Genomic DNA, 24,130 nt, shown 5'->3' with positions numbered 1-24,130 from the left:
GAGCTGCGTATCAAGGCTAGAGGGACACTCCCGTTCGAGAGCCTTGAGGACCGTATGAGCCGCACTATCGATCGCCGCCAGATGCTTCGCGGCGCCGCCCTTGCTGGCGGTGGCATGGCGCTGACCGCCTATATGCCCGCGTGGGCGCAGCCTGTCTCGGGCGGGATCGTCAAACCGCTGCCGACCGTCTCGGGCACTGACATCGCGCTGACGATCGACAGTTTCAGACTTCCCGTCGACGGCAAGTCGACGCCCGCAATCGGCGTCAACGGCACGGTGCCGGCCCCTCTCATTCGCTTGAAGGAGGGGCAAAAGGTCCGCCTCTCCGTCACCAACAATCTCGACGAGGACAGTTCGATCCACTGGCATGGGCTGCTCGTGCCGTTCGCGATGGACGGCGTGCCCGGCATCAGCTTCCCCGGCATCAAGGCGCGCTCGACCTTCATCTACGAGTTCCCGATCATCCAGTCGGGCACCTACTGGTATCACAGCCATTCCGGCGAGCAGGAGCAGGGCGGACTTTACGGGCCGATCGTGATCGACCCGGCCGGTGCCGATCCGATCGCGTTCGACCGCGAGCATGTGATCGTGCTGTCCGACCACAGCCAGATGACCGGCGAGCAGATTTTCCGGAAGCTGAAGCAGATGGGCGGCGCCTATTTCAACTATCAGCGGCCGACCCTCGCGGGCTTGCTCGCGGGTCGGGAAATGCCGCTCAAGGACCGGATCGAGTGGGGAAAGATGCGAATGGACCCCGCCGACATCGCCGACGTCACCGGCTCGACCTATACCTTCCTGGTCAACGGCTACGGGCCGTATGACAACTGGACGGGGCTGTTCAAGCCGGGCGAGCGGGTCCGCTTGCGGATCATCAACGCCGCGGCGCAGACCAACTTCAACGTCCGCATCCCCGACCTGCCGATGACCGTCGTGCAGGCCGATGGGCAGAATGTCCGTCCGGTGAAGATCGACGAGTTCCAGATCGGCGTTGCCGAGACGTTCGACGTGATCGTGACGCCCGAGGACCGGGCCTACAGCTTCGTCTCCGAGGCTATCGATCGCTCCGGCATGGGCCGGGCGACGCTCGCCCCGCGTGAGGGGATGGTCGCCCCGGTCCCGCCGCTTCGTCCGCGCACGCTGCTGACCATGACCGATATGGGCATGGACATGGGGAGCATGGGCGGGATGCAGGGCATGTCCGGCATGAAGGACGAGAGCCCGGTCGCCACGCGCGGGCCGGACCCCACCTTGATGCAGAACGCCTCGCGCAATCTTTGGAAGCTGACGGGCTGGAAGGGGCCGACCGATCACGGGACGGTCGCGGCAGGCGCAGCGATGGCGGGCATGTCCGGCATGTCGGGCATGGACCACAGCCAGATGGGCGGCGCTGTAATGCCCGGGATGGACCATAGCCAAATGGCAGCGGGCGGTGCTGGCATGGCCGGCATGGACCATAGTGCCATGTCGGGCGGATCGGGCCAGGCTGGCGGCATGGCCGGGATGGACCACGGGTCGGGTGGCGGCATGAACATGAACATGCGCGACCCGAAGAATGCGCCGGGCGTGAAGATGGGGCCGGGCGTGCAGACCATCTCCCCGATGCCGAAGGACCGTAGCGGTGAACCGCCCCAGGGTCTGGAGGGCCTGGATCACCGCGTCCTCACCTATCGCGACCTCGTTTCGCTCGCGCCCAACCCCGACGTGCGCGCGCCGTCGCGTCAGTTCGAGATCCATCTGACCGGTAACATGGAGCGCTACATGTGGGGCTTCGACGGGCAGAAGCTGAGCGATCCCGCCGACCCCATCCCGTTCCGCAAAGGCGAGCGGGCGCGGGTGACGTTGGTCAACGATACGATGATGCCGCACCCCATCCATCTCCACGGCCATTTCTTCGAGCTGGTGACGGGGCACGGCAATCATGCGCCGCGCAAGCACACCGTCAACGTGCCGCCTGGAGGCAAGATGACCTTTGATCTGACCGCCGATGCACCCGGCGATTGGGCGTTCCACTGTCACAATCTCTACCACATGACCGCAGGCATGATGCGCGTCGTCACCGTTCGCCCGTTCGCGGGAGAGGCGGCATGAACCGGCTGACCGCGGCGCTCGCCGCCACCACCATGCTCGGCATCGCCGGTCCTGTCGCCGCTCAGTCGATGCAGGGCATGGATCATTCGGCAATGCCGGGCATGACCATGCCGATGCCTGCGAAAAAGAAGCCGGTGGTGAAGCCCACGGCCAAAGGCAAGCCGGCCAAGACTAGGTCAGCTCCTGCGAGGCGACCATCAGCTTCGACGACGAAACGCCGCGCCGCGCCAACGGCCGGCATGAATGGTATGGATCACGGGACCATGCCGGGCATGGATCACTCGTCTATGCCCGGCATGGACCATGCGGCTCCGCAAGGCTCACAGCAGGGCATGGAAGCCATGCCGGGGATGCAGATGCCCGGAAACGGCCAAACGGTCCCTCAGGGCTCCCAGCAGCCGATGCAGGGCATGGACCATTCGGCGATGCCGGGGATGACCATGCCAGCCGACCAGCACAGCGGCCACGACATGCAGGGCATGTCGGGAATGGCCGGAATGCCAGGCATGGCGGCCGATGGGGTGCAGCAGACTGGCACCGCGCTTCCCGCAGGAAACGCCCCCGCCCCGCCCCTGCCGACCGACCATGCGGCCGACAGCGTTTACGGCGCGGACGCGATGGCGATGGGTCGCCATCACCTTCAGCAGCATCACGGCGGTCAAAACTTCAGCCAGGTGCTATTGAACCTCGCTGAGTATCAATTCCGCAACGGTCGTGACGGCTATCGCTGGGATGGCGAGGCGTGGTTCGGGGGTGACATCAACCGCCTCTTCATCAAGTCTGAGGGCGAGGGAGCCTTCCGCGAGGGCATCGAGAGCGCCGAGGTGCAGGCGCTCTATAGCCGGACCATTGGCCCTTATTTCAATCTACAAGCGGGTGTCCGCCAGGATTTGGGGCCGTCCCCGAAACGCACCTATGCGACCGTCGGGCTGGAGGGGCTGGCACCGGGCTTCTTCGAGCTAGAGGGCGCGGTATTCCTGTCCAACAAGGGCGACCTGCTAGGGCGGCTTGAGGGCTATTACGACCAGCGCATCACCCAGCGGCTGATCCTGCAACCGCGCGCCGAGCTCAATTTCGCTGCGCAGGACGTGCCGGAAAACCGGATCGGATCGGGCCTATCCAACGCCGAGCTTGGATTGCGGCTGCGTTATGAGATCCGGCGCGAGTTCGCCCCCTATGTCGGCGTGTCATGGGATCGCCGCTTCGGCGACACCGCCCGCTACGCGCGCGCCGATGGGGATCGCGCAACGTCCAAGAGCATCGTCGCCGGCGTTCGTGTCTGGTTCTGATCGATGGAGGAACAGATGGCTCAAGACGGCAGGCGCTCGATAAGGCAGCACTTCCCGAGCCTGCCGTTCGTAGGCGCCCTGGCGATCGTCCTGGCGCTGGGCGCAGCCGCGTTTATCTACCTTGGCGTGTATAACATCGCGGCCGACGAACCGCACACGCCGGCGGTCTATTCAATGCTCGAACGCCTGCGCGATCGGTCGATTGAGGCACGCGCGCGCGGCATAACACCCCCGGCCGATCTGGCATCGGCGCAGCGCGTGTCAGTCGGCGCGGGCCTTTACGGAGAAATGTGTTCCGGTTGCCATCTCGGCCCCGGCGTCGAGAAATCCGAGATGAGCCAGGGCCTCTATCCACAGGCGCCGGAACTCGCGCGCGCTCAAGATCTCACCCCCGCCCAGCAATTCTGGATCATCAAGCACGGGGTGAAGCTCAGCGCCATGCCGGCATGGGGCAAGACGCATCCCGACCCCCTAATTTGGAATATGGTCGCGTTCGTCCGCAAGCTCCCCGGCATGACGCCCGAACAGTATAAGGCACTGGTCGCGAGCGCCCCGGCCGATCACGACGAGATGATGAAGGACATGCCGGGTATGAAGTGACCCCGGCGACGAGGTTGAGGGAGGAGTGGTTCTGAAAAGCGCGAAACTGAGGCTGCATCTACTCGCGAGCCGCACGCACAAATGGCTCGCGATCATCATCGGCGCGCAGCTCCTGCTATGGTTCGCAAGCGGCGCCCTGATGAGCTTCCTGCCGATCGATCGGGTGCATGGCGATCACCTCGTTGACCGCAAAGCCGCGGCGCCCCTTCCCCGCGGCAGCACGTTCGCCCCACCATCGGCGATCGTAGGCGCAGCAGATGCGCCCATCGAGGCCATCACCTATCGCATGTGGCTTGGCCGCCCGGTCGCCGAGGTCGCGACAGCCAAGGGAACGCGCCTGTTCGACGCCGCGACGGGCCAAGCGCTGCCAGCACCAACGGCTCGTGAGGCCGAGGAGATCGCGCGTTTGGCATGGCGTGGCGGTGCTCGACCAGCGGCGAAGGTAGAGCGGATCGAGCGCGCCAGCCCCGAATATCGCGGCACGCTCCCCGCCTGGCGCGTCGCGTTCGCCGACCTCGATTCCACCCGCGTCTTTGTCGCGGCCGACACCGGTCGGATCTCGGCTGTCCGAACCGGCACTTGGCGGCTCTACGACTTCTTCTGGGGCCTTCACATCATGGATTGGACGAATCACGAGAACTTCAACACGCCCTGGCTGCTCGCCTTCGCGATCGGTGGGCTTGCGCTTTGGTTAGGGGGGGCAGTGCTTCTCTACATGCGATGGCCCAAAACGCGGCGTCGCAACATCGTGATCGAGGCATAATATACGCGGCTCAGGAGCGTAGCCCTCGGAAATAAAGTCCTGTTTCCTGACAATTTCTCGCGCGTTCTAGCACCCCGGGTGAGGGATAGCCGCCTCGCACGCGTAGAAGTCTTAGAACCCAGGGAGATCAATAATGCGCTTCGCACCAACATTCGCAGCTTTGGCGCTGCTCGCCACGCCCGCCCTCGCGCAGCAGAGCGGCGGAATGCAGGGCATGAACCACGGTCAGATGGCCGGCATGAACCACGACGACATGGCGGGCATGATGGCCGGCAATCCCTACGGCCAGGCCGAGATGGACATGCATCAGAAGATGATGGCGGCCAAGCAGGGCGACGCGGCCGAAATGTGGACGCGCAAGATGATCGAGCATCACCGAGGCGCCATCGCCATGTCGCGCGTTGCGGTGCGTGACGCGCGCGACGCCGAGACCAAGCGCATGGCGCAGATGACGATCACGAAACAGGAAAAGGATATTGCCGAGCTGCAGGCGTGGCTCAGCAAGCACGGCAAGCGCCCGCAATAAGGGAGCGCTGCCCCGCCCTGTCGATCCCCCTACCCCCCGGCAGGGCGGGGATTTCCTTTTAGGAGCTGATGATGAAGAATGGTGTTCGTGGCGCCGTCGCCGCCTTGCTAATGACCATCCCAGCGGTCGCATCGGCCGCGGCCGACATCGCCATGCACCGCGATCCGGGTTGCGGCTGTTGCGAGAAATGGGCGGCGCAGGTGCGTCAGCAGTTCGGCCGCAAGGTCCAGATCATCGACGATGATCGCCGTGAGGTGCTGCAGCGTAAGATCGGCCTGCCCGCTGACCTCGCGTCCTGCCATACCGCGATCATCGACGGCATGGCGTTTGAGGGACATGTCCCGATCGCGGACATGAAGCGCGCGCTGGCCCAGCATCCTAAAGGCGTGCGCGGCTTGGCCGTGGCCGGAATGCCGATGGGCTCACCGGGCATGGAGGTGCCCGGCATGAGAACCCAGCCCTATGACGTCATTGCGTTCGGTGCCGCTGGCCGGCGTGTCTTTGCTAGCCACGGCGCCTAAACGACAGGTTGTCTTGTGAGCGGCAAATCTTCCCCGGCGCTTCATGCCGGCACTACGGCACCCGGCAAACCACCCGTATTGACCTCGGCGTTGACAATTGGGATAGTATCCGGGTGTTGAAAGCTCGTCTTTCTCTCTTGCTTCTTGTTGGAGCGTTGCTTGGCCTTTTGGGCCAAGGAATTGCGTATGCGGCCGGCCCATCGCTCTCACCCAAGATGGCGATGAGCCATGTCACCCCATCCCGCATGGATTGCGCGGGTATGGCGACCCCGGATCCGTCATCGGAACACCCATGCAAAGGACTGACGCTGGCGTGTATCGCCCAAATGGGATGCGTTGTTCCCATGACGTTTGAGGAGCCGGCAAGAGTGCTGAAGCGCTCGATCGCATCTCAAATCGTTATCTGGCCTGCCAGCCGGGCACTTGCCGGCCTCAACGTCGCTCCCGAGCCCGAACCGCCTACCGTTTGATCGAGTCAAGCCGTGTCAGGCTGCAGCCGTTCGCCGGTTGCGGCTCTGCCGATTTTAAATCTCGATCAAATTGGAAAGTGACATGAAAACGTTCATCTTGGCGGTATTTGCCGCTAGCCTCGCCGCGTCGGCAGCGACGGCGGCCACATCTGAAAATAAAAGCAATGGTCATTGGGAGTGGCGTTCCAATTACCAGCCGGGCCCGCGGGCGCCGCTTCAAGCCCCACGTCGCGTATGGGTTACGGACGTTCCCCAGTCGAGCGCCTGCGTGTGCCCGATGATGGAACGCGGTCGCGACGCCTGCATGTCAATGAAGGGCGGCCAGTCAACTTAAGCTGGCGAGCCTGAACAGGTGCCGGGCTCCGATCAACCATTTGGAGCCCGGCCATCATTATGACATGAAGGGACTAGAGGGATGCGCGCATCCATGATGCTCGCGGTCGCCGCGCTCACGACGAGCGCCGCGCACGCGCAGACACTTACCTATGACCAAGCGCTGCGCGATGCGGTTGCCAACGCCCCGGGAGCGGTTGCCGGTCGCGCGGGGGTCAGCGCCGCCCAAGCCGATGCACGTGCGGCGGGAAGCCTTCCGGACCCCCGTGTGTCGATCGGAATCGAGAATTATCCTGTCTCTGGGCCACCCGCCTTCTCCCTATCCAGAGACGACATGACGATGGGGCGTGTCGGTTTCCAACAGGACCTACCCAACCTTGCCAAGCGTCATGCCGCGCAAGCGCAGGCACGCGCCGTGATCGCAACGGCAGAAGCATCGCAAGCGACCAAGCTCCGGGAGGTGCGATTGGGAGCGGGGCAGGCATGGATCGACCTTGCTTATGCCGAGCGTCGACTAGCTGCCCTCGACACCGTTCTGCTATTCCTTCGATCTCTCCCTTCCGCTGCGCGGGCCGCCGTGACGACCGGTTCGGTCCGCCCTGGTCAGACACTGACGACCGATCAGGAGATCGCGGCACTCGACGACCGCCGCGACGAGTTGATGGCCGCCGTTGCGCGCGCCCGCGCGATGCTGGCTCGCTGGACCGGCGTATCGGCGCCCGAGATTGCCGGCGATATGCCCGCGATCGATCTGGCTCCGGCGCGGCTGCGGGACGCGCTCAGCCTTCACTCCGACATGGTTCTCGCCGAGGCCGGTATTCAGCGCGCCCAGGCCGACGTGGATGCGGCGCGAGCGGAGAAGCGACCCGATTGGGGGGTAGAGGTAGCTTATCAACGCCGTGACCCCCGGTATGGCGACATGGTGTCGGCGGGAGTTTCGATGAGCCTGCCGCTGTTCGCTCGATCGCGTCAGAACCCGCGCATCGAAGCCCGCAAATCCGCACAGGCGCAGGCCGAGGCCGCGCGCGAAGAAACCCGGCGCACATTGGCAGCCGATCTGGAGGCCGCGCTGGCGGACCACCAAATGCATCACAGCCAATGGCAGCGCGCGCGCGACGTGCTCCTTCCGCTCGCTCGGAAGCGAGCCGATCTGGAGATAGCGAGCTACTCTGCCGGTCGCGCGAGTCTTGCGGATGCCATCGAAGCCAAGACCGCGCTCGCCGACGCCGAGCTGACCGTGCTCGACCGTGAGGCGCTCGTCGCCGCAGACTCTGTCCGCCTCACCATTACCTTCGGGAGCGCCGATCGATGAGCGACACTACCATTACCCGCGCCCGCCTTGTCACCGCGGTAAGCGCGCTGGTGCTGGTCGCAGGGGGCGTGGGCTTCGGGCTCGCGAAACTTGGCACGTCCTCGGCTGCCGATCAAACGGCATCCCCAGCCCCGCAGAAGAAGATCCTCTACTGGTATGATCCGATGATCCCGGGGGAGCGGCACGACGGCCCGGGTCTCTCGTCGATGGGGATGAAACTGATCCCCCGCTATGCCGACGAGGGCGCAGGCGGTAGCGCCGCACCGGGCGTAGCGATCGATCCGGCCAGCCTCCAGCGGGTCGGCGCGCGGATCGTCACGGTCGAACGCGGATCGTTGTCAAACTCGGCCTCGGCAACCGGCAGCATCGAGTTCAATGACCGCAACGTTGCGGTCGTGCAGGCACGCAGCGGCGGCTTCGTTCAGCGCGTCTATGCGCGCGCGCCAGGCGATGTCGTGCCGGCAGGCGCCCCGCTCGCCGATATCCTTGTGCCCGAATGGGCGGGCGCGCAGGCGGAGTATCTCGCCGTGCGCCGCACCGGGGATGCCGGGCTCACGCGGGCGGCACGAGAGCGCCTGTTGCTTCTCGGGATGCCCGCCGGATCGATTGCATCGGCGGAGTGGCGCGGCCGACCGCAAGGTGTGACGACGATCAGCACGCCCGTGGGGGGCGTCATCAAGACGCTCGGCGTCCGACAGGGGATGACGGTCGCGCAAGGACAGACACTGGCGGAGGTGAACGGCCTCGCCACCGTGTGGCTGAACGCGGCTGTCCCTGAGGCCCTCGCAGGAAACCTGCGGATCGGCACGCCCGTCATCGCCACGCTGGCGGCTTTCCCGGGCGAAAGCTTCAGGGGCCGCATCGCTGCGATCCTGCCCCAGGCCGAGGCAGCGAGCCGCACGCTCACAATCCGCGTCGAGCTCCCCAACCGTGCCGGCCGGTTGCGCCCCGGTATGTTCGCCAGCGTGGCGCTCGACCAGGGGAGCCGCGATGCACTCCTTGTTCCGAGTGAGGCCGTGATCCGGACCGGCCGGCGCACACTCGTCATGTTGGCAGGGCCGGGTGGACGCTTTCGACCCGCCGAGGTTCGCACTGGCGCAGAAGGCGGCGGCAAAACCGAGATAGTCGCCGGCCTGACCGAGGGTGAGAAGGTTGTCGCGTCGGGCCAGTTCCTGATCGACTCCGAAGCGAGCCTCGCTGGCCTCGATGCGCGTCCGATTGGTGTCGAAGCGTCACCCGCAACAAAGCCGGCCGTGAAACCCACCGCGTCGATCTACGAGACGGTCGGCAGCATCGAGGCGATCGATCGCAGTTCCGTCACCCTGTCCCATCAGCCCGTTCCGGCGATCGGCTGGCCGGCCATGACAATGACGTTCCGCGTCGCCGATCCCGCGTTGGTGCGTGGGTATCGCAAGGGTGAGCGGGTGCGGTTCGGCTTTGATCAACCCGCCGATGGTCCAACGCTGCGCCGCATGACGCGCGAGGCTGGGCGATGATTGCCGCGATCATCCGCTGGTCGGTCGCGAACCGCTTCCTCGTCGTCCTGGCGGCCATCGCGCTCGCCATGGCCGGGGTGTTCGCAATGCGTGCCACCCCCGTCGATGCGCTCCCCGACCTGTCCGACACGCAGGTCATCATCCGCACGAGCTGGCCGGGCCAAGCCCCGCAGATCGTCGAGAACCAGGTGACGTATCCGCTCACCACGACGATGCTGTCCGTGCCTGGCGCGAAAACCGTGCGCGGCTATTCGTTCTTCGGCGACAGCTACGTCTATGTCCTCTTCGAGGATGGGACCGACCTCTATTGGGCGCGCTCACGCGTGCTGGAGTATCTGAGCCAGGTGCAGGGACGGCTTCCCCAAGGCGCGCAGGCCGCGCTGGGTCCTGATGCGACGGGGGTCGGCTGGGTCTATGAATACACGCTGTTGGACCGCACCGGCCGCCGTGACCTGTCGCAGCTCCGATCCTTGCAGGACTGGTTCCTACGTTATGAACTGAAAACGCTGCCCGGCGTTGCGGAGGTGGCGAGCATCGGCGGAATGGTGAAGCAATATCAGGTGCTGCTCGACCCGACGCGGCTCGCCGCATTCGGTGTCACGCACACTCAGGCCGTCGATGCCATTCGCCGCGCCAATCAGGAGGCCGGCGGGTCCGTCCTCGAGCTGGGCGAAGCCGAATATATGGTGCGCGCGTCAGGTTACTTGCGCACCGTCGACGATTTCCGCGCGATCCCGCTCAAGGTCGCCGGTGCCGGCGTCCCCGTTACCTTGGGCGACGTCGCGTCGATCCAGATCGGCCCCGAGATGCGCCGCGGCATCGCCGAGCTGAACGGCGAAGGCGAGGTCGCGGGCGGAGTCGTCATCCTGCGTCAGGGCAAGAATGCACGGCAGACGATCGAAGCCGTCAAGGCCAAGCTCGCGGAACTGAAAGCGAGCCTTCCCCCCGGCGTCGAGATCGTCACCACCTATGACCGCTCGCAATTGATCGACCGCGCGGTGGAGAATTTGACGGGCAAGCTGATCGAGGAGTTCGTCGTCGTCGCGATCATCTGCGGGTTGTTTCTGTGGCATGTCCGGTCTGCGCTGGTCGCGATCGTCACCTTGCCTCTGGGGGTGCTCGCGGCCTTGCTCGTCATGCGTGTGCAGGGGGTGAACGCCAACATCATGTCTTTGGGCGGTATCGCCATCGCGATCGGCGCGATGGTCGATGCCGCGATCGTGATGATCGAGAACGCGCACAAGCGGATCGAGCGATGGGAACACGACCATCCGGGCGTGGCACTGGCGGGCGAGGAACGCTGGCGCGTCATCACCGAGGCCGCGGCCGAGGTCGGGCCGGCGCTGTTCTTCAGCCTCGTCATCATCACGCTGTCGTTCGTGCCGGTGTTCACGCTCGAAGCGCAGGAGGGACGGCTGTTCGCCCCGCTCGCCTTCACCAAGAGCTATGCGATGGCGGCAGCGGCGATCCTGTCGGTAACGCTCGTGCCGGTCCTGATGGGATGGCTGATCCGGGGACGCATTCCGGCCGAGAACGACAACATTATCAACCGCGTGCTCACCCGTGCCTATCGCCCGGCGCTCGACCGCGTGTTGGCGCGGCCTTGGGCGGCGATCGGCATCGCCGCCCTGGTACTGGCGACGACGGCATGGCCGCTGACCCGATTGGGTGGCGAGTTCATCCCGACGATGGATGAGGGCGATCTGCTCTACATGCCGTCCGCGCTTCCCGGCCTTTCGGCCGCGAGCGCCTCGGCCCTGCTCCAGCGCACAGACCGGCTGATAAAAACCGTTCCCGAGGTCAAAACCGTGTTCGGCAAAGCCGGGCGCGCCGAGACCGCGACCGACCCGGCACCGCTCGAGATGTTCGAGACGACCATCCAATTCAAGCCGCGCGATCAATGGCGCGCGGGGATGACGCCGGCAAAGCTGGTGGAGGAGCTGGACCGCACAGTGCGCGTGCCCGGCCTCACGAACGTATGGGTGCCTCCGATCCGCAATCGGATCGATATGCTCGCGACCGGCATCAAGAGTCCCATCGGGGTGAAAGTGTCGGGGTCCAACCTCTCCGAGCTGGACCGCATCGCCGGCAGCATCGAACGTGTCGCCAGGACCGTGCCGGGCGTCAGCTCGGCATTGGCAGAACGGTTGACCGGAGGCCGCTATGTCGATGTCGATATCGATCGGGTGACCGCGGGGCGCTACGGTCTCAACATCGCCGATGTGCAGGAGATTGTGTCCGGCGCGATCGGCGGCGAGACGATCGGCCAGACGGTGGAGGGCCTTGCCCGCTACCCGATCAGCGTCCGCTACCCCCGCGAGCTGCGTGACAGTCTGGAGGGACTGCGAACTCTCCCAATCGTCACCGCATCGGGTCAGCAGATCACACTCGGCACCGTCGCATCCGTGTCGATCGCGGAAGGTCCACCGATGCTCAAGACGGAAAATGGTCGACTCTCGACATGGGTCTATGTCGACGTGCGCGGGCGCGACCTGGCCTCCACGGTCGCCGATCTGCGCCGTGCTGTTGGCAAAGATGTTCGGCTCAGCCCCGGCGTCTCGATCGCCTATTCCGGACAATTCGAGTATCTGCAGCGTGCCGAGGCTCGGTTGATGCTCGTCGTGCCGGCGACACTCGCGATCATCTTCCTTCTCCTCTACCTTACCTTCGGTCGCCTCGACGAGGCGGCGCTTATCATGGGCACACTGCCCTTCGCGCTGACCGGCGGCATCTGGACATTATGGCTGCTCGGCTATGCGCAATCGGTCGCCACAGGTGTCGGGTTCATCGCGCTCGCCGGCGTGTCGGCGGAGTTCGGCGTCGTCATGCTGATCTACCTGAAACACGCATTGGCCGAGCGCGGGCCGTCACCGTCGGGCGAGCAAGTATCGGAAGCGATCAGGGAGGGCGCGCTGTTGCGGGTACGTCCCAAGGCGATGACCGTCGCTGTCATCGTCGCCGGGCTGTTCCCCGTGCTGATCGGGCATGGCGCCGGATCGGAGGTGATGAGCCGGATCGCCGCGCCGATGATCGGTGGAATGCTGACCGCCCCTTTCCTCTCCATGTTCATCCTGCCAGCCGCCTACTTGCTCTTGCGGCGGCGAGCTTCAACCCGCCCCGAAAGGAAGATCTGATGAAAGCCACTTTCTCCATGCGCGCCGCATTCATGCTACTAGTCACGCCGATCGCAGCGAGCGCTCTTGCTCAAGGCAGCAGGCCGGCTGCATCGGCTGTAAAATCCGGCAGCGGATCGGGGACGATCACTGCCGTCGACGCGAAAGGTGGAACCGTAACCATCAAGCACGGCCCGATCCCGACGATCGGCTGGCCCGCAATGACGATGACCTTCCGGGCATCCCCCCCGACCCTGCTCAAGGGACTGCGGTCGGGGCAGCGGGTCGCATTCACCGCCAAGGCGAAGGGTATGACGGCAGAAGTTACGGCGATCAGCCCGCATTGACGACGCGTGCCGACCTTCGCGTCAGTGCGCCATCGCCAGCACGGGCGGCGCAGCGATCATCCACAGCGCCATCGCGACCATCATCAGGTTTTCGGTGAGCGAGATGAAGCCGAGCGGCACGTTGCTGTCCCCGCCCACGCACGCGCATTTCAGCTCACGCTTGTCGATGTAGACGGCCTTGAACACCGACACCGCGCCGATCGTACCGATAACGAGCGCGACGGGCACCGACAGCCAGGTCAACGCGCCGGCTGCCATCAGGACGCCCGCCGCTCCTTCCGCGTAGGGATAGACATAGGAATAGGGCACCCAGCGCTTCGCGAGCAGATCGTAGTTGAGGAACATGCTCGAGAAGCTCTCGACGTTCTGGAGCTTGAGCATCGCCAGAGCGCACATCGAGAACGCGATGAACCATTCACCCGCCCGCACCGTGAAGGGCGTGCCGAGTACCGCATAGCTGGCGGCGAGCGCCATCAGCGCCGTCATCGCGAACACGGCAATCACCGGGCGATAGGTGACGGCCTTGGGGTCGCGGACCATCTTGCCGAAGAAGCGGCGCAGATCGTCATAGCCGCCGACCCGCTCCCCGGCGATAAAGATCTGCGGGGTCGTCTTGACGCCGTGCTTCGCCTTGAAAGCGTCGGTTTCTTCCCGCGTCATCAGCCAATGGTCATCGACCGCATAGCCTTCCCGGCGCAGAAGATCCTTCGCCTTCAGCCCGAAAGGGCAGGTATGTTCCGGCATCACCATCCGGTAGATCGTCGCCTGTTTGGCGGGGGCGCTCGCCATGCCGCTTCTCCAATATCCTCGCCCCGCCTATATAGGGTCCGTACCATAGTACGGAGTCAAGGCATGACCGGCATGACGATCGCGGCGCTCGCGCGCGAGGGCGGCGTCGGCGTCGAAACGGTGCGCTACTATCAGCGTCGCGGTTTGCTGGACGAGCCAGACCGGCCGACCGGGGCTGGCGCCGGAGGCGGCATCCGGCGCTACGGCACCGATGACGCCCGCCGCCTTCGCTTCATCCGCTCGGCGCAGGCAGCCGGTTTCACGCTCGAGCAGATCGGTGAGCTTCTGGCGCTGGATGCGACCGACGATCGCGCGCGTGCGCGCCAGCTCGCCCATGAGCAGATGGCGGCGCTGGATGCGAAGATCGCCGAGCTTGAACAGGCGCGTGCTTCGCTGCGTCGGCTTGCCAGCGAGTGCGGCTCGGGATCGGCAGGGCCGTGCCCAATCCTGACAGCGTTCGATTCACCGACTGAGTGATCTTTGATTAGCTCCCAGGCGGTCAGCAGGAGATTTCGGATCAGGCAAATAGATCGCCGATCGCACGCATACGGAAGGCGTTGATCCACCGACGTCGGCGATGCTCGCTGGCGTCGTGGCGCATGTGGCACCGCTGGCAGAGTGCAGCGAGGTTGCGTGGTCGGTTATCGCTCGGATCATGGTTCAGATGCGCGCTAGCAAGAACCACGCGCGTGATCCGCACTTGTGAAGGTGGATCAATGCCGACGAAGCCAGGTTGCGCGCATAAGAGGGCGTCGGGCGGCGGCAGGCGGCGAACGCACCTGCCCTGCCCGTTGCGCCACCTGCTTATGTCCTCATCCCACCAAACACCATCGCCCAGATGCAGCACATGACGACCATGCGGGCGCTGACAATGTTCGCAGCGTCCTTTGGCGCGGCCAAACCGGATGAAGGCAGATAGTTCACGCCAGTCAATCGGGTAGAGCCAGCGATGTTCACGCGCGATTGGCATAACAATTCTATGATTCAGTATCGTGGAGAACGAAAGCAGAAAACAGCAGTGACTCAACTTATCCATTACGGCTAGGTCACTAAGCGATTAGCTGACTTGGCTACTCAAGGAATGGTGTCAAAACCGTTCGGTTGTGACACTGGTTAGGGTCAGGACCCATTGATGTGGGAGGCGCGATCTGATTCAGGCTCCGTGAGGAGAGAGTGGATGAGCGACCTGTACTGGCTGACGGATGAGCAGATGGCGCGTCTGCAACCGTTCTTTCCCAAGAGCCATGGCAAGCCTCGGGTCGATGATCGGCGGGTGCTCAGCGGCATCATTTTCGTCAATCGCAACGGGCTACGCTGGTGTGATGCACCGAAGGACTATGGGCCGCACAAGACGCTCTACAATCGCTGGAAGCGGTGGAGCGAGAGGGGTATTTTCCTGCGAATGATGGAAGGTCTCGCGGCAGCGGAGGCCGTGCCGAAGACCGTCATGATCGACGCGACCTACCTGAAGGCACACCGCACGGCATCGAGTCTGCGGGTAAAAAAGATCCCATGGGCGCGGGCTGGCGCCGGTTGAGGCAGACTGACCTTCCCGCTTTGTCGTGAAGGAGGTTGCCCGTGCCCGTGTCCGTCTCATGCCATGCCGCCGTCAGCACGCAGCTGAACGCAATCTTCGTGTCGCTGGAGCTGAGCCGCTCCACCTGGCTGGTGACGTCGCTGTCGCCGGGTCGCGGCGAGCGGATCTCGCGGCATCAGGTGAAGGGCAGCGACGTGCCGGCACTCCTGGAGCGGTTCGCGCAGTTACAGGCGAAGGCCGAGGCGCGGATGGGCGAGCAGTACCCGTTGGTCGTCATCCAGGAGGCGGGCCTCGACGGCTTCTGGATACACCGCTGCCTGGTGCGCGAGGGTATCGAGAGCTACGTCGTCGACGCCGCCTCGATTGCCGCTTCACGACGCAGCCGGCGCGCCAAGACGGACAAGCTCGACGGCGAGGCGCTGGTCCGCACGCTGCTGGCCTACAAGCGCGGGGAGCCGCGGGTGTGTGCGATGGTGGCGGTGCCGAGCGTCGAGGACGAGGACCGGCGACGCATCTCGCGCGAGCGGCGGGCTTTGGTCGTGGAGCGGGTGCGGCACGTCAACCGCATCAAGGGCCTGCTGTTCGCGCAAGGGGTCGGCGACTACGAGCCACTGCGCGCCGACCGGCGGGCGCGGCTGGACGAACTGGTGACCGGCGATGGACGACCGCTGCCCCGGCATGTTCGCCGCGAGATCGAGCGCGAGCTGGACCGGCTGGAGATGGTCGTCGGCCAGATCAAGCAGGTCGAAGCCGAGCGCGACGCGCTGCTCGAGCCGCGGTCGGATGCCGCCGGTGAGGCGGACACTGGTCCCCGGCTCATCCAGTTGCGCGGCATCGGTCCTGAGTTCGCCGGCGTGCTGCACGCAGAAGCGTTCTTCCGCAGCTTCAGCAATCGACGACAGGTCGCCGCCTATGCCGGGCTGGCCCCATCACCGTGGCAAAGCGGCAGCATGGACCGGGAGCAGGGCGTGTCCAAGGCGGGCAACAAGCGGTTGCGAACGACCATGATCCAGGTCGCCTGGCTGTGGCTGCGTCATCAGCCGGACTCGGAGCTGACGAAGTGGTACGCGGAGCGGGTGGGCGCGAACGGTGGTCGCGCGCGGCGGGTCATGATCGTGGCAGTCGCACGCAAGCTGCTGATCGCGCTGTGGCAGTTCGTCTCGGCCGGCGTGGTGCCCGCAGGCGCGCTGCTGAAGGCCGCATGAGCACGTAACCCGATACGAGTTCCCGCAGGGCATCGTCCCTGCCGGATCCAGGTGGACGGACCGGAGGTCCCTGTTGGCTTCAGATGCCGAAAAAAAGGTTGGTCCCGTCTCCTGAGCCAGACCCGACGCAAGCGGGATTGTGGTGCAGCCGCGCACGAGCGGCGACCGGATGTGAGGTTAGAGCGGACCGGTCACCGGGACGCTTGTTGCAACAGGCTCAGGCCAGTGATCCAGAAATTGAGGAGGACGACCATGGCCTGACGCTCTGACCATTCCTGACGATTGATCTGGAATGGCGACGACAAAGCGATAAGCTGGCGTCATGTACGCCGCACGAGCCAAGCGCACCTATCCTTCAATTTGGCGGGTGATCCTCGCCTTTGTAGTGGTCCCGGGCGCAGCCGCCTTGTTGATGGCTATTGCTATGCCAGCATATGAGGGCATCACCGATCCGCTCGAACGGATCTGGCGGAGCGCTGTGGCATTTGCCGTGTTTGGCGCTTACCCTCCAGCCTTTATCATCGGGCTCCCGGCGTTCTTCATGTTACGCCGACACGTCAATGCGACAATCATCAACTGCGCTGCGACTGGTGCAGTGGTCGCCGCTCTTCCCTGGCTCGTGCTCGCGTTAATAAGTCGACCGGATAATGCGAGCATTGATGGACGATCAACCGTCATCGACGGATCTTTGACTGCTTACGGATGGCTGATGAACTTCTACTACGTCGGCCAAATTGCCCTATTAGGCGCTATTGCAGGCGCGCTGTTTTGGTTCATTGCTGCGGCTGGCAGCCGAACCGGCAAGGTAGAACAGATATGATTGTGCGGAAGGAAAGAGGCTGCACGCTCTACCGCACAGCCTCTTGACCTGAGAACTCCCATGTGAGGGGATCTCGGCCGTCTGATCGGCCGCACGAAAGGCCGCATGAACACCAAACTGCACGCCGTCAGCGATGCGGACGGGCGGCCCTTGAGCTTCTTCATGACCGCCGGGCAGGTCAGCGACTACACCGGCGCGGCAGCCTTGCTCGACGATCTGCCGAAAGCACAGTGGCTGCTTGGCGACCGTGGTTATGATGCCGATTGGTTCAGAGACGCCCTGGAAGCCAAAGGCATCCAGCCCTGCATCCCGGGCCGCAGATCGCGCAACGAGCCGGTCAGATACGACAAGCGCCGCTACCGGCGCCGCAGCCGCATCGAGATCATGTTCGGCCGTCTGAAGGATTGGCGCCGCGTCGCAACTCGCTACGACCGCTGCCCAACCGTCTTCTTCTCTGCCGTCGCCCTCGCGGCCACCGTCATCTTCTGGCTATGACCAATGAGTCCTGACCCTAGGAAGCCGAGCGATCAGCTGCCAAGCATTTTTCCGTCAATCTCCTGACCATAATAGTCCCCTTTGGGGTGAAACTGCTTACGTGCGCTCTCGACAGTCCCGGTCTGCCGCGGATCGCGGGGTCGCTCGCGACTATCGACATAGGCGGCGACATCCCACGCCTGCTGATCCGTCAGCGTGTTGCCCTCACCATAAGGCATGTTGGCCTTGATGAACCCGGCAGCCGACGCCAGCCCGGTCATGCCCGCACCCCAATTGTAGGAGCGCGCTCCCCACAGCGGCGGGATAGTATAGCTGCCGTCCGGGTTCGCCTGCCCTTGGCCGTTCGCACCGTGGCATGATGCGCACTGGCCGGCGAACACAATCGCGCCGCGAACCGGATCGTGCCCGATCGGGGTTGTGGCGAGCTTTATGAACCCGCGACCGGGCAGCGGCTTGCCGGATGGCGCGCCGGTCGCGAGCCAGGCGAAATAGCTCTGGAGATCGCGGTAGATATCGTCGCCATAGGGCGGCGGGGCGCCGGCTTTCGAGGCGGGCGCGTTCATCGAGTAGAGGAAGCAGTCGCGGATGCGATCCTCCATCGTGTTCACCCGGCCGTTCTTCGCGCGATAAGCTGGGTAGCTGACCCAGGCCGCCCACATCGGGGACGCATCGGCCTTCCGCCCGGCATCGAGGTGACAGTTGCTGCACGTCAGGCCGTTGCCGACGTACTGGCCGGCATGAGCCGCGCTCGCGGTGAAGATCAGTCGACCGCGCCGGATCGCGTCGCCGTCCGGCCCGGCGGGGATGGTGCTTTCCGCCGGTGGCGAAAAGGCGGCGTCCGCTGCTACCTCGACGGGTGCCTGCACGGGCGCGTCAGACTGCCCTACCTTGTAGGTGACGACGAGGACGAGCAGCGCGGCGGTAATGGCGAAGATGATACGCTGGGCATCGCCATCATCACCGGGCGTTGGCGGCGTTGGTTCGGTCATTTGCCCGCGCCGAAGTGGTTGAGCGGCACCTTGAGGAACGCTGTGCCGCACGCCTCCGGCTCCGGCAGGCGACCGCCGCGGATGTTCACCTGGAGCGCGGCAAGCATCAGGTCCGGCAGCGGCAGGGTTGCGTCGCGCTTCTCGCGGGTGGCGACGAACTCGGCCTCACCGATGCCGTTGTGCACATGGATGTTGTCACGACGCTGGTCCGCCACGGTCGATCGTCCAAAGACTTCGCGCCCGTCCTTGCCGTAGTCGTGGCCGACATAGGTCGCGGTGCTGGGCGGCAGTTCGAGGATCGCCCGGATCGAGCGCCACAGCGCGCGCGCGTTGCCGCCTGGAAAGTCAGCCCGACTGGTGCCGCTGTCGGGCACCATCAGCGTGTCGTGGACGAACGCCGCGTCGCCGACGACGTAGGTGATCGAGGCGAGCGTGTGGCCGGGCGACAGCATGACGTGCGCGTCGAGCGAGCCGATCCTGAACTGCTCGCCATCGGCGAACAGGCGATCCCACTGGCTACCATCGACGGGCAGGTCAGGCAGGCAGTAGATGTCCTGCCAGAGCTTCTGCACCTCCACGACCTTGGTGCCGATCGCGGTTTTGCCCCCTGTCTTTTCCGCGAGATACGGCGCGGCCGAGAAGTGATCGGCATGGGGATGGGTATCGAGCACCCATTCCACAGTAAGTCCCTTGGCGCGGACATATTCGAGGATCATATCGGCATTGTCGGTTGCGGTCGCACCGGCACGGGGATCGAAGTCGAGGACCGGATCGATAATCGCGGCGGTCTTCGTGGCTTCGTCGACCACGACATACTGGAAGCTGCCGGTGCGCTCGTCATGGAGCGACGCAACCGTCATGCCCTTGTGATTATACTCGATCATGTTTCGTATCCTCTCGCATCGTCAGCTTTCTTCCCGCGCACGCGCGAACAGCCGTTGGAAATCGCTGGCGTCGATCGCGCCCATCACCAGCATGGGACCGGCAAGATAACCCGGGGTGCCCGCCAGTCCGATCGAATAGGCTTCCTGTCCGTTCGCCCGCAGGCGGGCTGCGACAGCGTCCGCGTGGGCGGCAAGCCAGGTCATCGCGCGCAGCCAATCGCCGCCAGCGCGCATCACGACGTCCCGCAACACGTCGTCGTCGATCGTGCGGCTGTCCGTCATCAACGCACGATGGACGGTCGGGTAAACTCCCTGTTCGGCGCACGCGAGCGCCACGCTTGCGGCACGTTCGGATGGCGGACCGAAGATGGGCCAATCCTTGTAGATGACCCGCACCTTGCCGTCGCGTTGCACAGCCTCTTCCAGGGCGGAAAATCCATGACGGCAGGCCGGGCAACGATAGTCGGTGAACACGGCAAGCCGGAGCGTAGCATCGGCAGGTCCGTCCTCGGGCGAGCCGTTACCGGCAAGGATCAGGTCGGCGGTCGGCCCGACGTCGCGCCCGATCGGGGCGGTACGCCGTAGAACCTGCCCGACTGCCCAACCACCCACGACCACCGCGCCCAAGCCGGCAAGCTGTCTCCGATTGAGCGGCCCGGGCATGGTCAGCGCGCCGCTGGTTTTTTGCGCGCTTCCGCGACGAGACGACGCAACGTCGGGAGATCGACAGCACCGGCGACGACCTGCGAGCCGACGATCAGCGCTGGTGTTCCGTTGAAACCGATCGCCTGGGCGATGCTATCGGTGCGCGTAAGCAGCGCGTCGATTTCGGCGCCACGGTTCTTCAAATCGCGTTGCAGACGGGGCCAGTCGACCTTGGCTTTGGCAGCCGCTGCCTTGACGCCCGCGCTGTCGAGCCGCGCCGGCGAGGTCATCAGGGCCTCGTGAAAGGCGGCATGCCTGCCCTGCCATTGGCTCGCGACAGCCGCGCGTGACGCCTCACGCGAGGCAGGTCCGAAGATCGGCCAGTCCCGGTACACGACCCGTACCTTCGGGTCGGAGCGAAGCAGGGCGTTCAGCACCGGCTCCATGCGACGGCAATAGGGGCAGTTATAGTCGAAAAACTCGACAACCGTGACGTCGTAGGTCCTGCCGGCGCGCTTGGGAGCCACGGGATCGTCAACGACCGCCTTGCGCGACAGATCGGGCTGCTGGGCGATGAGAGGCGTGATCGGCGCGGCGAAGGCAAGCGCGGCCAGGAGGCCCCGAGACAACAGGTTGCGACGATTCATCGGTGTTTCCTTGCTAATTCGATTCCATCGGCGAGCGCAGCGCGTGACAATTCACCGAGCTGGAGCTGTACGATCGTGCCGTCGCCCGCAACGAAGGCCGTTGCGGGATACCCCGCCACCTTCAGGGCTTGAGAAAGGCCACGATCGGGGTCGAGCGCGACATGGCGCGCTCCGATATTTTCACGGCCGAGAAAACCGCTGACGATCGCTTGCGCCTCGCCCTGATCGGCAAGAAGGATCGGGACCTCGCCAGGGCGCGACGCAACCGCATCGAGCATCGGCAGCTCACGCCGACACGGACCGCACCATGTCGCCCACAGGTTGACCACGAAGGGCCTGCCACGGAAGCGATCGAGTGGAAGCGGCGCGCCGGACGGGGTTGTCAGGTTGAGATGATAGGGGAACGGGCCGTAGGTCACGGGAGGGATCAGCGCCTGAAGCGAGAACCAGAGGCCACCCGCAACAGCCAACGCTCCCCAGCCTGCCGCCAGCGCGCTTGAGCGGCCAAGCCGGATCGCCAGCATCGCCGCAGCGCCCAGAAGCCCTGCAACGGGGGAAAAGCCACCCTGCCACACGGCAAGGATGGACAGCGGAGCGCCGGTGTAGCTCGACCAATGCGCTGCGACGTAACCGATCCGTGCCGTGACCAGTCCAGCGACGATGGCGCTGGTGGAGACCGTCGATACGCGAGGGAAGCGGAACCGACCGGCCAGTGTCGTGAGGCCAAGGAACACGACGATGCACAGCACGGCAAGCCCGCGATCGACGGCCAGCATCAGCGGCCCGATGGCAATCGCACCCGCCATCAGAGAAACGCGGCCGCGCTTTTCCAGAGCATGTAGGCCGCCACCACGAAGATCAGGACGGCGAAGACCGTGGTGAGCGTGCCGCCCGTACCGAGGCGCTTCGCGATGCGCGTGCCGATCAAGCCGCCGACAACTCCACCGGCGATGAACACGAAAGCCAGCGGCCAGTCCACCAGACCCGAAAATGCGTAATTGGCGGCCGTCGTCAGCCCGAACGCGGTGACGGCGATCAATGACGTGCCGACGGCGTTCAGGATCGGCATGCCCGTCGATCCGATCAGGCCGGGGACGATCAGAAAGCCCCCGCCGATGCCGAAGAAGCCCGAGAACAGACCGGTGCCGAGGCCGTAGCCCAGCACCTTCGGCGCCTTTTCCCGGTTGCACTCCGCCCCCGGGTTGCCCGTGTCACCGCGCCCGCGCAGCATCAGGACGCCGACGACGACCATGACCAGTGCGAACAGGAACAGGAGCTTGCCGCCGTCGACGGCCTTGCCCGCGGTAGAGCCGAACAGGGCGCCGATGACGCCGGCGGTCGCATACATGCCGCCACAGCGCCATTTGACGTTATGCGCCCTTGCATGGCCGATCAGCCCCGTGGCGGCGTTAGCCGCGACGGCGAACGCGCTCGTGCCGATGGCGAGATGGGCGTCGGGCACGCGCACCAGATAGACCATGAGTGGGACGGCGAGGATCGAGCCGCCCCCGCCGACAAGCCCGAGGGTAAAGCCCACCAGGCTGCCGGATAACGCACCCAGCAGATACTGGATCGGTTCGAGGGTCATGCCGCTTTGCCGATCTTATGCGGAGCCGCCATCCATTCATGGCCTTTCAGCATGCCTTGCCAGTAAATCGGGGGCAGCATCCGCTCCTTCAGGAACCAGGCAGCGCGCGTCGGGCGCGTGCCGTTCAGCAGCCACGACGGAAAGCTGGGGAGCAGTTTTCCACCATAGCCGAACTCGGCGAGGACGATCTTGCCGCGCTCGACGGTGAGCGGGCACGACCCATAGCCGTCATAGTCGACAACAGGAGGCTTGCCTTCGAGTGCGGCGAGCGCGTTGACCGCCACCACGGGTGCCTGCTTGCGGGCTGCCGCAGCCGTCTTCGCATTGCTCGTCCCCGCAGCATCGCCCAAGGCAAAGACGTTGTCGTATCGCTTGTGGCGCAGCGTCGCCTCATCGACCTCGACGAAGCCGTTTGCCGCCGCGAGCGAACTTTTGGCAACGACGTCATGCGACACCTGCGGCGGCACGACGTGGAGCATGTCGAACCCGCGCTCGATCCGCTCGCTGACACCGTTCTGCTTGCGCTCGAAGGTGGCAATACGCCGATCGGCGTCGACCGCGACGAGGTTGGATTCGAGCTTGAGGTTGATCCTATACTTCTCGACATATTCCATCAGCGCAGGGACATAGGTCGCGACGCCGAACAGCGCCGCACCGGCGTTGTGAAATTCGACGTCGATCGCGGGGAGAACACCGCGTTCGCGCCAGATGTCGCAGGACAGGTACATCGCCTTTTGAGGCGCGCCGGCGCACTTGATCGGCATCGGCGGTTGCGAGAACAGCGCGCGTCCCCGCTGCAATTCCTGGACAAGCTGGTAGGTGTAGGGCGCCAGATCGTAGCGGTAGTTGGACGTGACCCCGTTGCGGCCCAACGCTTCGGTAAGCCCCGCGATCTTCTCCCACGCCAAACGCAGGCCGGGGGCGACGATCAGGACACGATAGGCGATCGTATCCCCGTCGCCCAGGGTGATCGCCTGACGCTCGGGGTCGATGGTGATCGCCGGCAGCCGGATCCATTCGACGCCCTTGGGCATGACATCGGCTTCGGCCTTGCGGGTCTGTTCGGGGGTGAAAACGCCTGCCCCGACTAACGTCCAACCGGGCTGGTAATAATGGTCCCGGGCCGCATCGACGACCGCGATCGACACCTTGGCGTTACGTTTCAGGATGCTGGCGGCGGTTGCGATGCCCGCAGCTCCGCCTCCGATGATGACGATGTCGTAGGTCATTTGCCGGTTCTTTCGGACCGGCGAGCGAGCGCCGGCTTCAGATCGGCCAGGTCGTACCCGGCTGCCTTGGCCTGACCGACGATCGTTTCGGGATCGGCATGACTCGCCTCCGCCAGCGCCCATAGGGTAGCCGCCCGCGTGCCGCTTCGGCAGAAGCCGAGCGTCGGTCCCGGCAGCGCAGTCAGCGCTTCCTTCATCCGGTCCGCATCGGCATCGGTCGCCTTGCCCGGCACGATCGGGACATGGGCGAACGCAAGGCCGTGTTCTTCGGCGATCCGGGCCATCTCGTGTGCGCTCGGCTGTCCCTGCTCCTCGCCATTTGGCCGGCTCGAAACGATCGAGCGAAACCCCGCCTGTGCGGCGGCAGCGACATCATCCCGGGTGAGCTGGGGAGCAGCCGAGAAGGACGGTGTGATCTTCTTGAAGGCCATGTAATGTCTCCTG

At 64.9% G+C, this 24,130-nt stretch carries 23 protein-coding genes and 2 pseudogenes; 15 read left to right on the top strand and 10 right to left on the bottom strand.

Annotated elements, in window-relative coordinates; translation table 11 throughout:
• The first annotated feature begins 54 nt into the window (after positions 1–54).
• The 10 genes from SPHME3_RS0118845 to SPHME3_RS0118800 all read left to right on the top strand — a co-directional run bounded on the left by SPHME3_RS0118845 (position 55) and on the right by SPHME3_RS0118800 (position 12,858).
• Entirely contained in the window at positions 55–2,088 is a 2,034-nt protein-coding gene (locus SPHME3_RS0118845; protein ID WP_018251213.1) for a copper resistance system multicopper oxidase, read from the top strand.
• Entirely contained in the window at positions 2,085–3,377 is a 1,293-nt protein-coding gene (locus tag SPHME3_RS0118840; protein WP_024310688.1) for a copper resistance protein B, read from the top strand. Before SPHME3_RS0118845 ends, SPHME3_RS0118840 begins: the two co-directional genes overlap by 4 nt.
• A 15-nt stretch (positions 3,378–3,392) precedes the next feature.
• Positions 3,393–3,977 (top strand): c-type cytochrome, encoded by a 585-nt coding sequence (locus SPHME3_RS0118835; protein WP_024310687.1) that lies wholly within the window; start codon positions 3,393–3,395, stop codon positions 3,975–3,977.
• A gap of 25 nt (positions 3,978–4,002) precedes the next feature.
• Entirely contained in the window at positions 4,003–4,740 is a 738-nt protein-coding gene (locus SPHME3_RS0118830) for a PepSY domain-containing protein (protein WP_017980780.1), read from the top strand.
• 160 nt (positions 4,741–4,900) lie between these two features.
• Positions 4,901–5,266 carry a DUF305 domain-containing protein gene (locus SPHME3_RS0118825; RefSeq protein ID WP_018251211.1) on the top strand — a complete coding sequence of 122 codons (366 nt, stop codon included), beginning with the start codon at positions 4,901–4,903 and terminating at the stop codon, positions 5,264–5,266.
• A gap of 68 nt (positions 5,267–5,334) precedes the next feature.
• The gene (locus tag SPHME3_RS0118820; RefSeq protein WP_017980778.1) at positions 5,335–5,787 is read left to right on the top strand and encodes a DUF411 domain-containing protein; all 453 of its coding nucleotides are present in this window, start codon (positions 5,335–5,337) and stop codon (positions 5,785–5,787) included.
• A gap of 897 nt (positions 5,788–6,684) precedes the next feature.
• Entirely contained in the window at positions 6,685–7,902 is a 1,218-nt protein-coding gene (locus SPHME3_RS0118815) for a TolC family protein (protein WP_018251210.1), read from the top strand.
• Complete coding sequence (locus SPHME3_RS0118810) at positions 7,899–9,398, top strand: efflux RND transporter periplasmic adaptor subunit (protein ID WP_018251209.1); 1,500 nt, start codon at positions 7,899–7,901, stop codon at positions 9,396–9,398. Before SPHME3_RS0118815 ends, SPHME3_RS0118810 begins: the two co-directional genes overlap by 4 nt.
• Positions 9,395–12,532, top strand: a complete 3,138-nt coding sequence (locus tag SPHME3_RS0118805; protein WP_018251208.1) for an efflux RND transporter permease subunit — start codon at positions 9,395–9,397, stop codon at positions 12,530–12,532. Before SPHME3_RS0118810 ends, SPHME3_RS0118805 begins: the two co-directional genes overlap by 4 nt.
• Positions 12,532–12,858 carry a copper-binding protein gene (locus tag SPHME3_RS0118800; protein WP_017980774.1) on the top strand — a complete coding sequence of 109 codons (327 nt, stop codon included), beginning with the start codon at positions 12,532–12,534 and terminating at the stop codon, positions 12,856–12,858. The genes SPHME3_RS0118805 and SPHME3_RS0118800 overlap by 1 nt, the downstream gene beginning before the upstream one ends.
• Positions 12,859–12,879: 21 nt before the next feature.
• On the opposite strand, the gene SPHME3_RS0118795 is transcribed toward SPHME3_RS0118800, so the two are convergent.
• On the bottom strand, positions 12,880–13,647 hold the full coding sequence (locus SPHME3_RS0118795; protein WP_017980773.1) for a glutaredoxin family protein: 768 nt from the start codon (positions 13,645–13,647) through the stop codon (positions 12,880–12,882).
• 72 nt (positions 13,648–13,719) lie between these two features.
• On the opposite strand from SPHME3_RS0118795, the gene SPHME3_RS0118790 reads away from it, so the two are divergent.
• Positions 13,720–14,124, top strand: coding sequence for a MerR family DNA-binding protein (locus SPHME3_RS0118790; RefSeq protein ID WP_101750172.1), 405 nt, complete (start codon positions 13,720–13,722; stop codon positions 14,122–14,124).
• A 40-nt stretch (positions 14,125–14,164) separates the two neighbouring features.
• Here SPHME3_RS0118790 and SPHME3_RS20855 read toward each other — a convergent pair whose 3' ends face one another.
• Positions 14,165–14,683, bottom strand: coding sequence for a hypothetical protein (locus tag SPHME3_RS20855; RefSeq protein ID WP_231376781.1), 519 nt, complete (start codon positions 14,681–14,683; stop codon positions 14,165–14,167).
• 141 nt (positions 14,684–14,824) lie between these two features.
• On the opposite strand from SPHME3_RS20855, the pseudogene SPHME3_RS0118780 reads away from it, so the two are divergent.
• The 4 genes and pseudogenes from SPHME3_RS0118780 to SPHME3_RS0118765 all read left to right on the top strand — a co-directional run.
• Positions 14,825–15,154 (top strand): annotated as a pseudogene (locus tag SPHME3_RS0118780) (transposase); the annotation flags it as partial.
• Between the two features lie 77 nt (positions 15,155–15,231).
• The gene (locus SPHME3_RS0118775) at positions 15,232–16,389 is read left to right on the top strand and encodes an IS110 family RNA-guided transposase (protein WP_172436192.1); all 1,158 of its coding nucleotides are present in this window, start codon (positions 15,232–15,234) and stop codon (positions 16,387–16,389) included.
• Between the two features lie 322 nt (positions 16,390–16,711).
• Positions 16,712–17,209, top strand: a complete 498-nt coding sequence (locus SPHME3_RS0118770) for a hypothetical protein (protein WP_018250504.1) — start codon at positions 16,712–16,714, stop codon at positions 17,207–17,209.
• Between the two features lie 66 nt (positions 17,210–17,275).
• Positions 17,276–17,704, top strand: a pseudogene (locus SPHME3_RS0118765) (IS5 family transposase); the annotation flags it as partial.
• 32 nt (positions 17,705–17,736) lie between these two features.
• Here the strand turns inward: SPHME3_RS0118765 and SPHME3_RS0118760 are convergent.
• Genes SPHME3_RS0118760 through SPHME3_RS0118725 form a run of 8 tightly spaced genes read right to left on the bottom strand, consistent with a single transcriptional unit; the run spans position 17,737 to position 24,117 of the window.
• Positions 17,737–18,693, bottom strand: a complete 957-nt coding sequence (locus SPHME3_RS0118760) for a c-type cytochrome (RefSeq protein WP_018251203.1) — start codon at positions 18,691–18,693, stop codon at positions 17,737–17,739.
• Positions 18,690–19,577, bottom strand: coding sequence for an MBL fold metallo-hydrolase (locus SPHME3_RS0118755; RefSeq protein ID WP_018251202.1), 888 nt, complete (start codon positions 19,575–19,577; stop codon positions 18,690–18,692). Before SPHME3_RS0118755 ends, SPHME3_RS0118760 begins: the two co-directional genes overlap by 4 nt.
• Before the next feature lie 21 nt (positions 19,578–19,598).
• Positions 19,599–20,240, bottom strand: a complete 642-nt coding sequence (locus tag SPHME3_RS0118750) for a DsbA family protein (protein WP_026189135.1) — start codon at positions 20,238–20,240, stop codon at positions 19,599–19,601.
• A 2-nt stretch (positions 20,241–20,242) separates the two neighbouring features.
• A complete protein-coding gene (locus tag SPHME3_RS0118745; RefSeq protein WP_018251200.1) occupies positions 20,243–20,869 on the bottom strand; it encodes a DsbA family protein in 627 nt (208 codons plus the stop codon).
• On the bottom strand, positions 20,866–21,675 hold the full coding sequence (locus SPHME3_RS0118740) for a TlpA family protein disulfide reductase (RefSeq protein WP_018251199.1): 810 nt from the start codon (positions 21,673–21,675) through the stop codon (positions 20,866–20,868). Before SPHME3_RS0118740 ends, SPHME3_RS0118745 begins: the two co-directional genes overlap by 4 nt.
• A complete protein-coding gene (locus SPHME3_RS0118735) occupies positions 21,675–22,457 on the bottom strand; it encodes a sulfite exporter TauE/SafE family protein (RefSeq protein WP_018251198.1) in 783 nt (260 codons plus the stop codon). The genes SPHME3_RS0118740 and SPHME3_RS0118735 overlap by 1 nt, the downstream gene beginning before the upstream one ends.
• Positions 22,454–23,686 (bottom strand): NAD(P)/FAD-dependent oxidoreductase, encoded by a 1,233-nt coding sequence (locus SPHME3_RS0118730; RefSeq protein WP_018251197.1) that lies wholly within the window; start codon positions 23,684–23,686, stop codon positions 22,454–22,456. The genes SPHME3_RS0118735 and SPHME3_RS0118730 overlap by 4 nt, the downstream gene beginning before the upstream one ends.
• Positions 23,683–24,117 carry a TIGR01244 family sulfur transferase gene (locus SPHME3_RS0118725; protein WP_018251196.1) on the bottom strand — a complete coding sequence of 145 codons (435 nt, stop codon included), beginning with the start codon at positions 24,115–24,117 and terminating at the stop codon, positions 23,683–23,685. Before SPHME3_RS0118725 ends, SPHME3_RS0118730 begins: the two co-directional genes overlap by 4 nt.
• Positions 24,118–24,130: the final 13 nt, after the last annotated feature.

The organism is Sphingomonas melonis DAPP-PG 224 (assembly GCF_000379045.1).
Classification (GTDB): Bacteria; Pseudomonadota; Alphaproteobacteria; order Sphingomonadales; family Sphingomonadaceae; genus Sphingomonas; species Sphingomonas aquatilis.
Note: the sequence above shows the minus strand (reverse complement) of the source record. Positions and strands in the feature narration are given on the sequence as shown.

Bases quoted from the DNA above. Each gene is read 5' to 3' on its own strand.
- SPHME3_RS0118795 (WP_017980773.1), bottom strand. From the start codon at position 13,647: ATGGCGAGCGCCCCCGCCAAACAGGCGACGATCTACCGGATGGTGATG.
- SPHME3_RS0118730 (WP_018251197.1), bottom strand. From the start codon at position 23,686: ATGACCTACGACATCGTCATCATCGGAGGCGGAGCTGCGGGCATCGCA.
- SPHME3_RS0118845 (WP_018251213.1), top strand. From the start codon at position 55: ATGAGCCGCACTATCGATCGCCGCCAGATGCTTCGCGGCGCCGCCCTT.
- SPHME3_RS0118820 (WP_017980778.1), top strand. From the start codon at position 5,335: ATGATGAAGAATGGTGTTCGTGGCGCCGTCGCCGCCTTGCTAATGACC.
- SPHME3_RS0118735 (WP_018251198.1), bottom strand. From the start codon at position 22,457: ATGACCCTCGAACCGATCCAGTATCTGCTGGGTGCGTTATCCGGCAGC.
- SPHME3_RS0118755 (WP_018251202.1), bottom strand. From the start codon at position 19,577: ATGATCGAGTATAATCACAAGGGCATGACGGTTGCGTCGCTCCATGAC.
- SPHME3_RS0118790 (WP_101750172.1), top strand. From the start codon at position 13,720: ATGACGATCGCGGCGCTCGCGCGCGAGGGCGGCGTCGGCGTCGAAACG.
- SPHME3_RS0118770 (WP_018250504.1), top strand. From the start codon at position 16,712: ATGTACGCCGCACGAGCCAAGCGCACCTATCCTTCAATTTGGCGGGTG.
- SPHME3_RS0118725 (WP_018251196.1), bottom strand. From the start codon at position 24,117: ATGGCCTTCAAGAAGATCACACCGTCCTTCTCGGCTGCTCCCCAGCTC.
- SPHME3_RS0118800 (WP_017980774.1), top strand. From the start codon at position 12,532: ATGAAAGCCACTTTCTCCATGCGCGCCGCATTCATGCTACTAGTCACG.
- SPHME3_RS20855 (WP_231376781.1), bottom strand. From the start codon at position 14,683: ATGGATAAGTTGAGTCACTGCTGTTTTCTGCTTTCGTTCTCCACGATA.
- SPHME3_RS0118810 (WP_018251209.1), top strand. From the start codon at position 7,899: ATGAGCGACACTACCATTACCCGCGCCCGCCTTGTCACCGCGGTAAGC.
- SPHME3_RS0118835 (WP_024310687.1), top strand. From the start codon at position 3,393: ATGGCTCAAGACGGCAGGCGCTCGATAAGGCAGCACTTCCCGAGCCTG.
- SPHME3_RS0118840 (WP_024310688.1), top strand. From the start codon at position 2,085: ATGAACCGGCTGACCGCGGCGCTCGCCGCCACCACCATGCTCGGCATC.
- SPHME3_RS0118750 (WP_026189135.1), bottom strand. From the start codon at position 20,240: ATGCCCGGGCCGCTCAATCGGAGACAGCTTGCCGGCTTGGGCGCGGTG.
- SPHME3_RS0118805 (WP_018251208.1), top strand. From the start codon at position 9,395: ATGATTGCCGCGATCATCCGCTGGTCGGTCGCGAACCGCTTCCTCGTC.
- SPHME3_RS0118760 (WP_018251203.1), bottom strand. From the start codon at position 18,693: ATGACCGAACCAACGCCGCCAACGCCCGGTGATGATGGCGATGCCCAG.
- SPHME3_RS0118745 (WP_018251200.1), bottom strand. From the start codon at position 20,869: ATGAATCGTCGCAACCTGTTGTCTCGGGGCCTCCTGGCCGCGCTTGCC.
- SPHME3_RS0118740 (WP_018251199.1), bottom strand. From the start codon at position 21,675: ATGGCGGGTGCGATTGCCATCGGGCCGCTGATGCTGGCCGTCGATCGC.
- SPHME3_RS0118815 (WP_018251210.1), top strand. From the start codon at position 6,685: ATGATGCTCGCGGTCGCCGCGCTCACGACGAGCGCCGCGCACGCGCAG.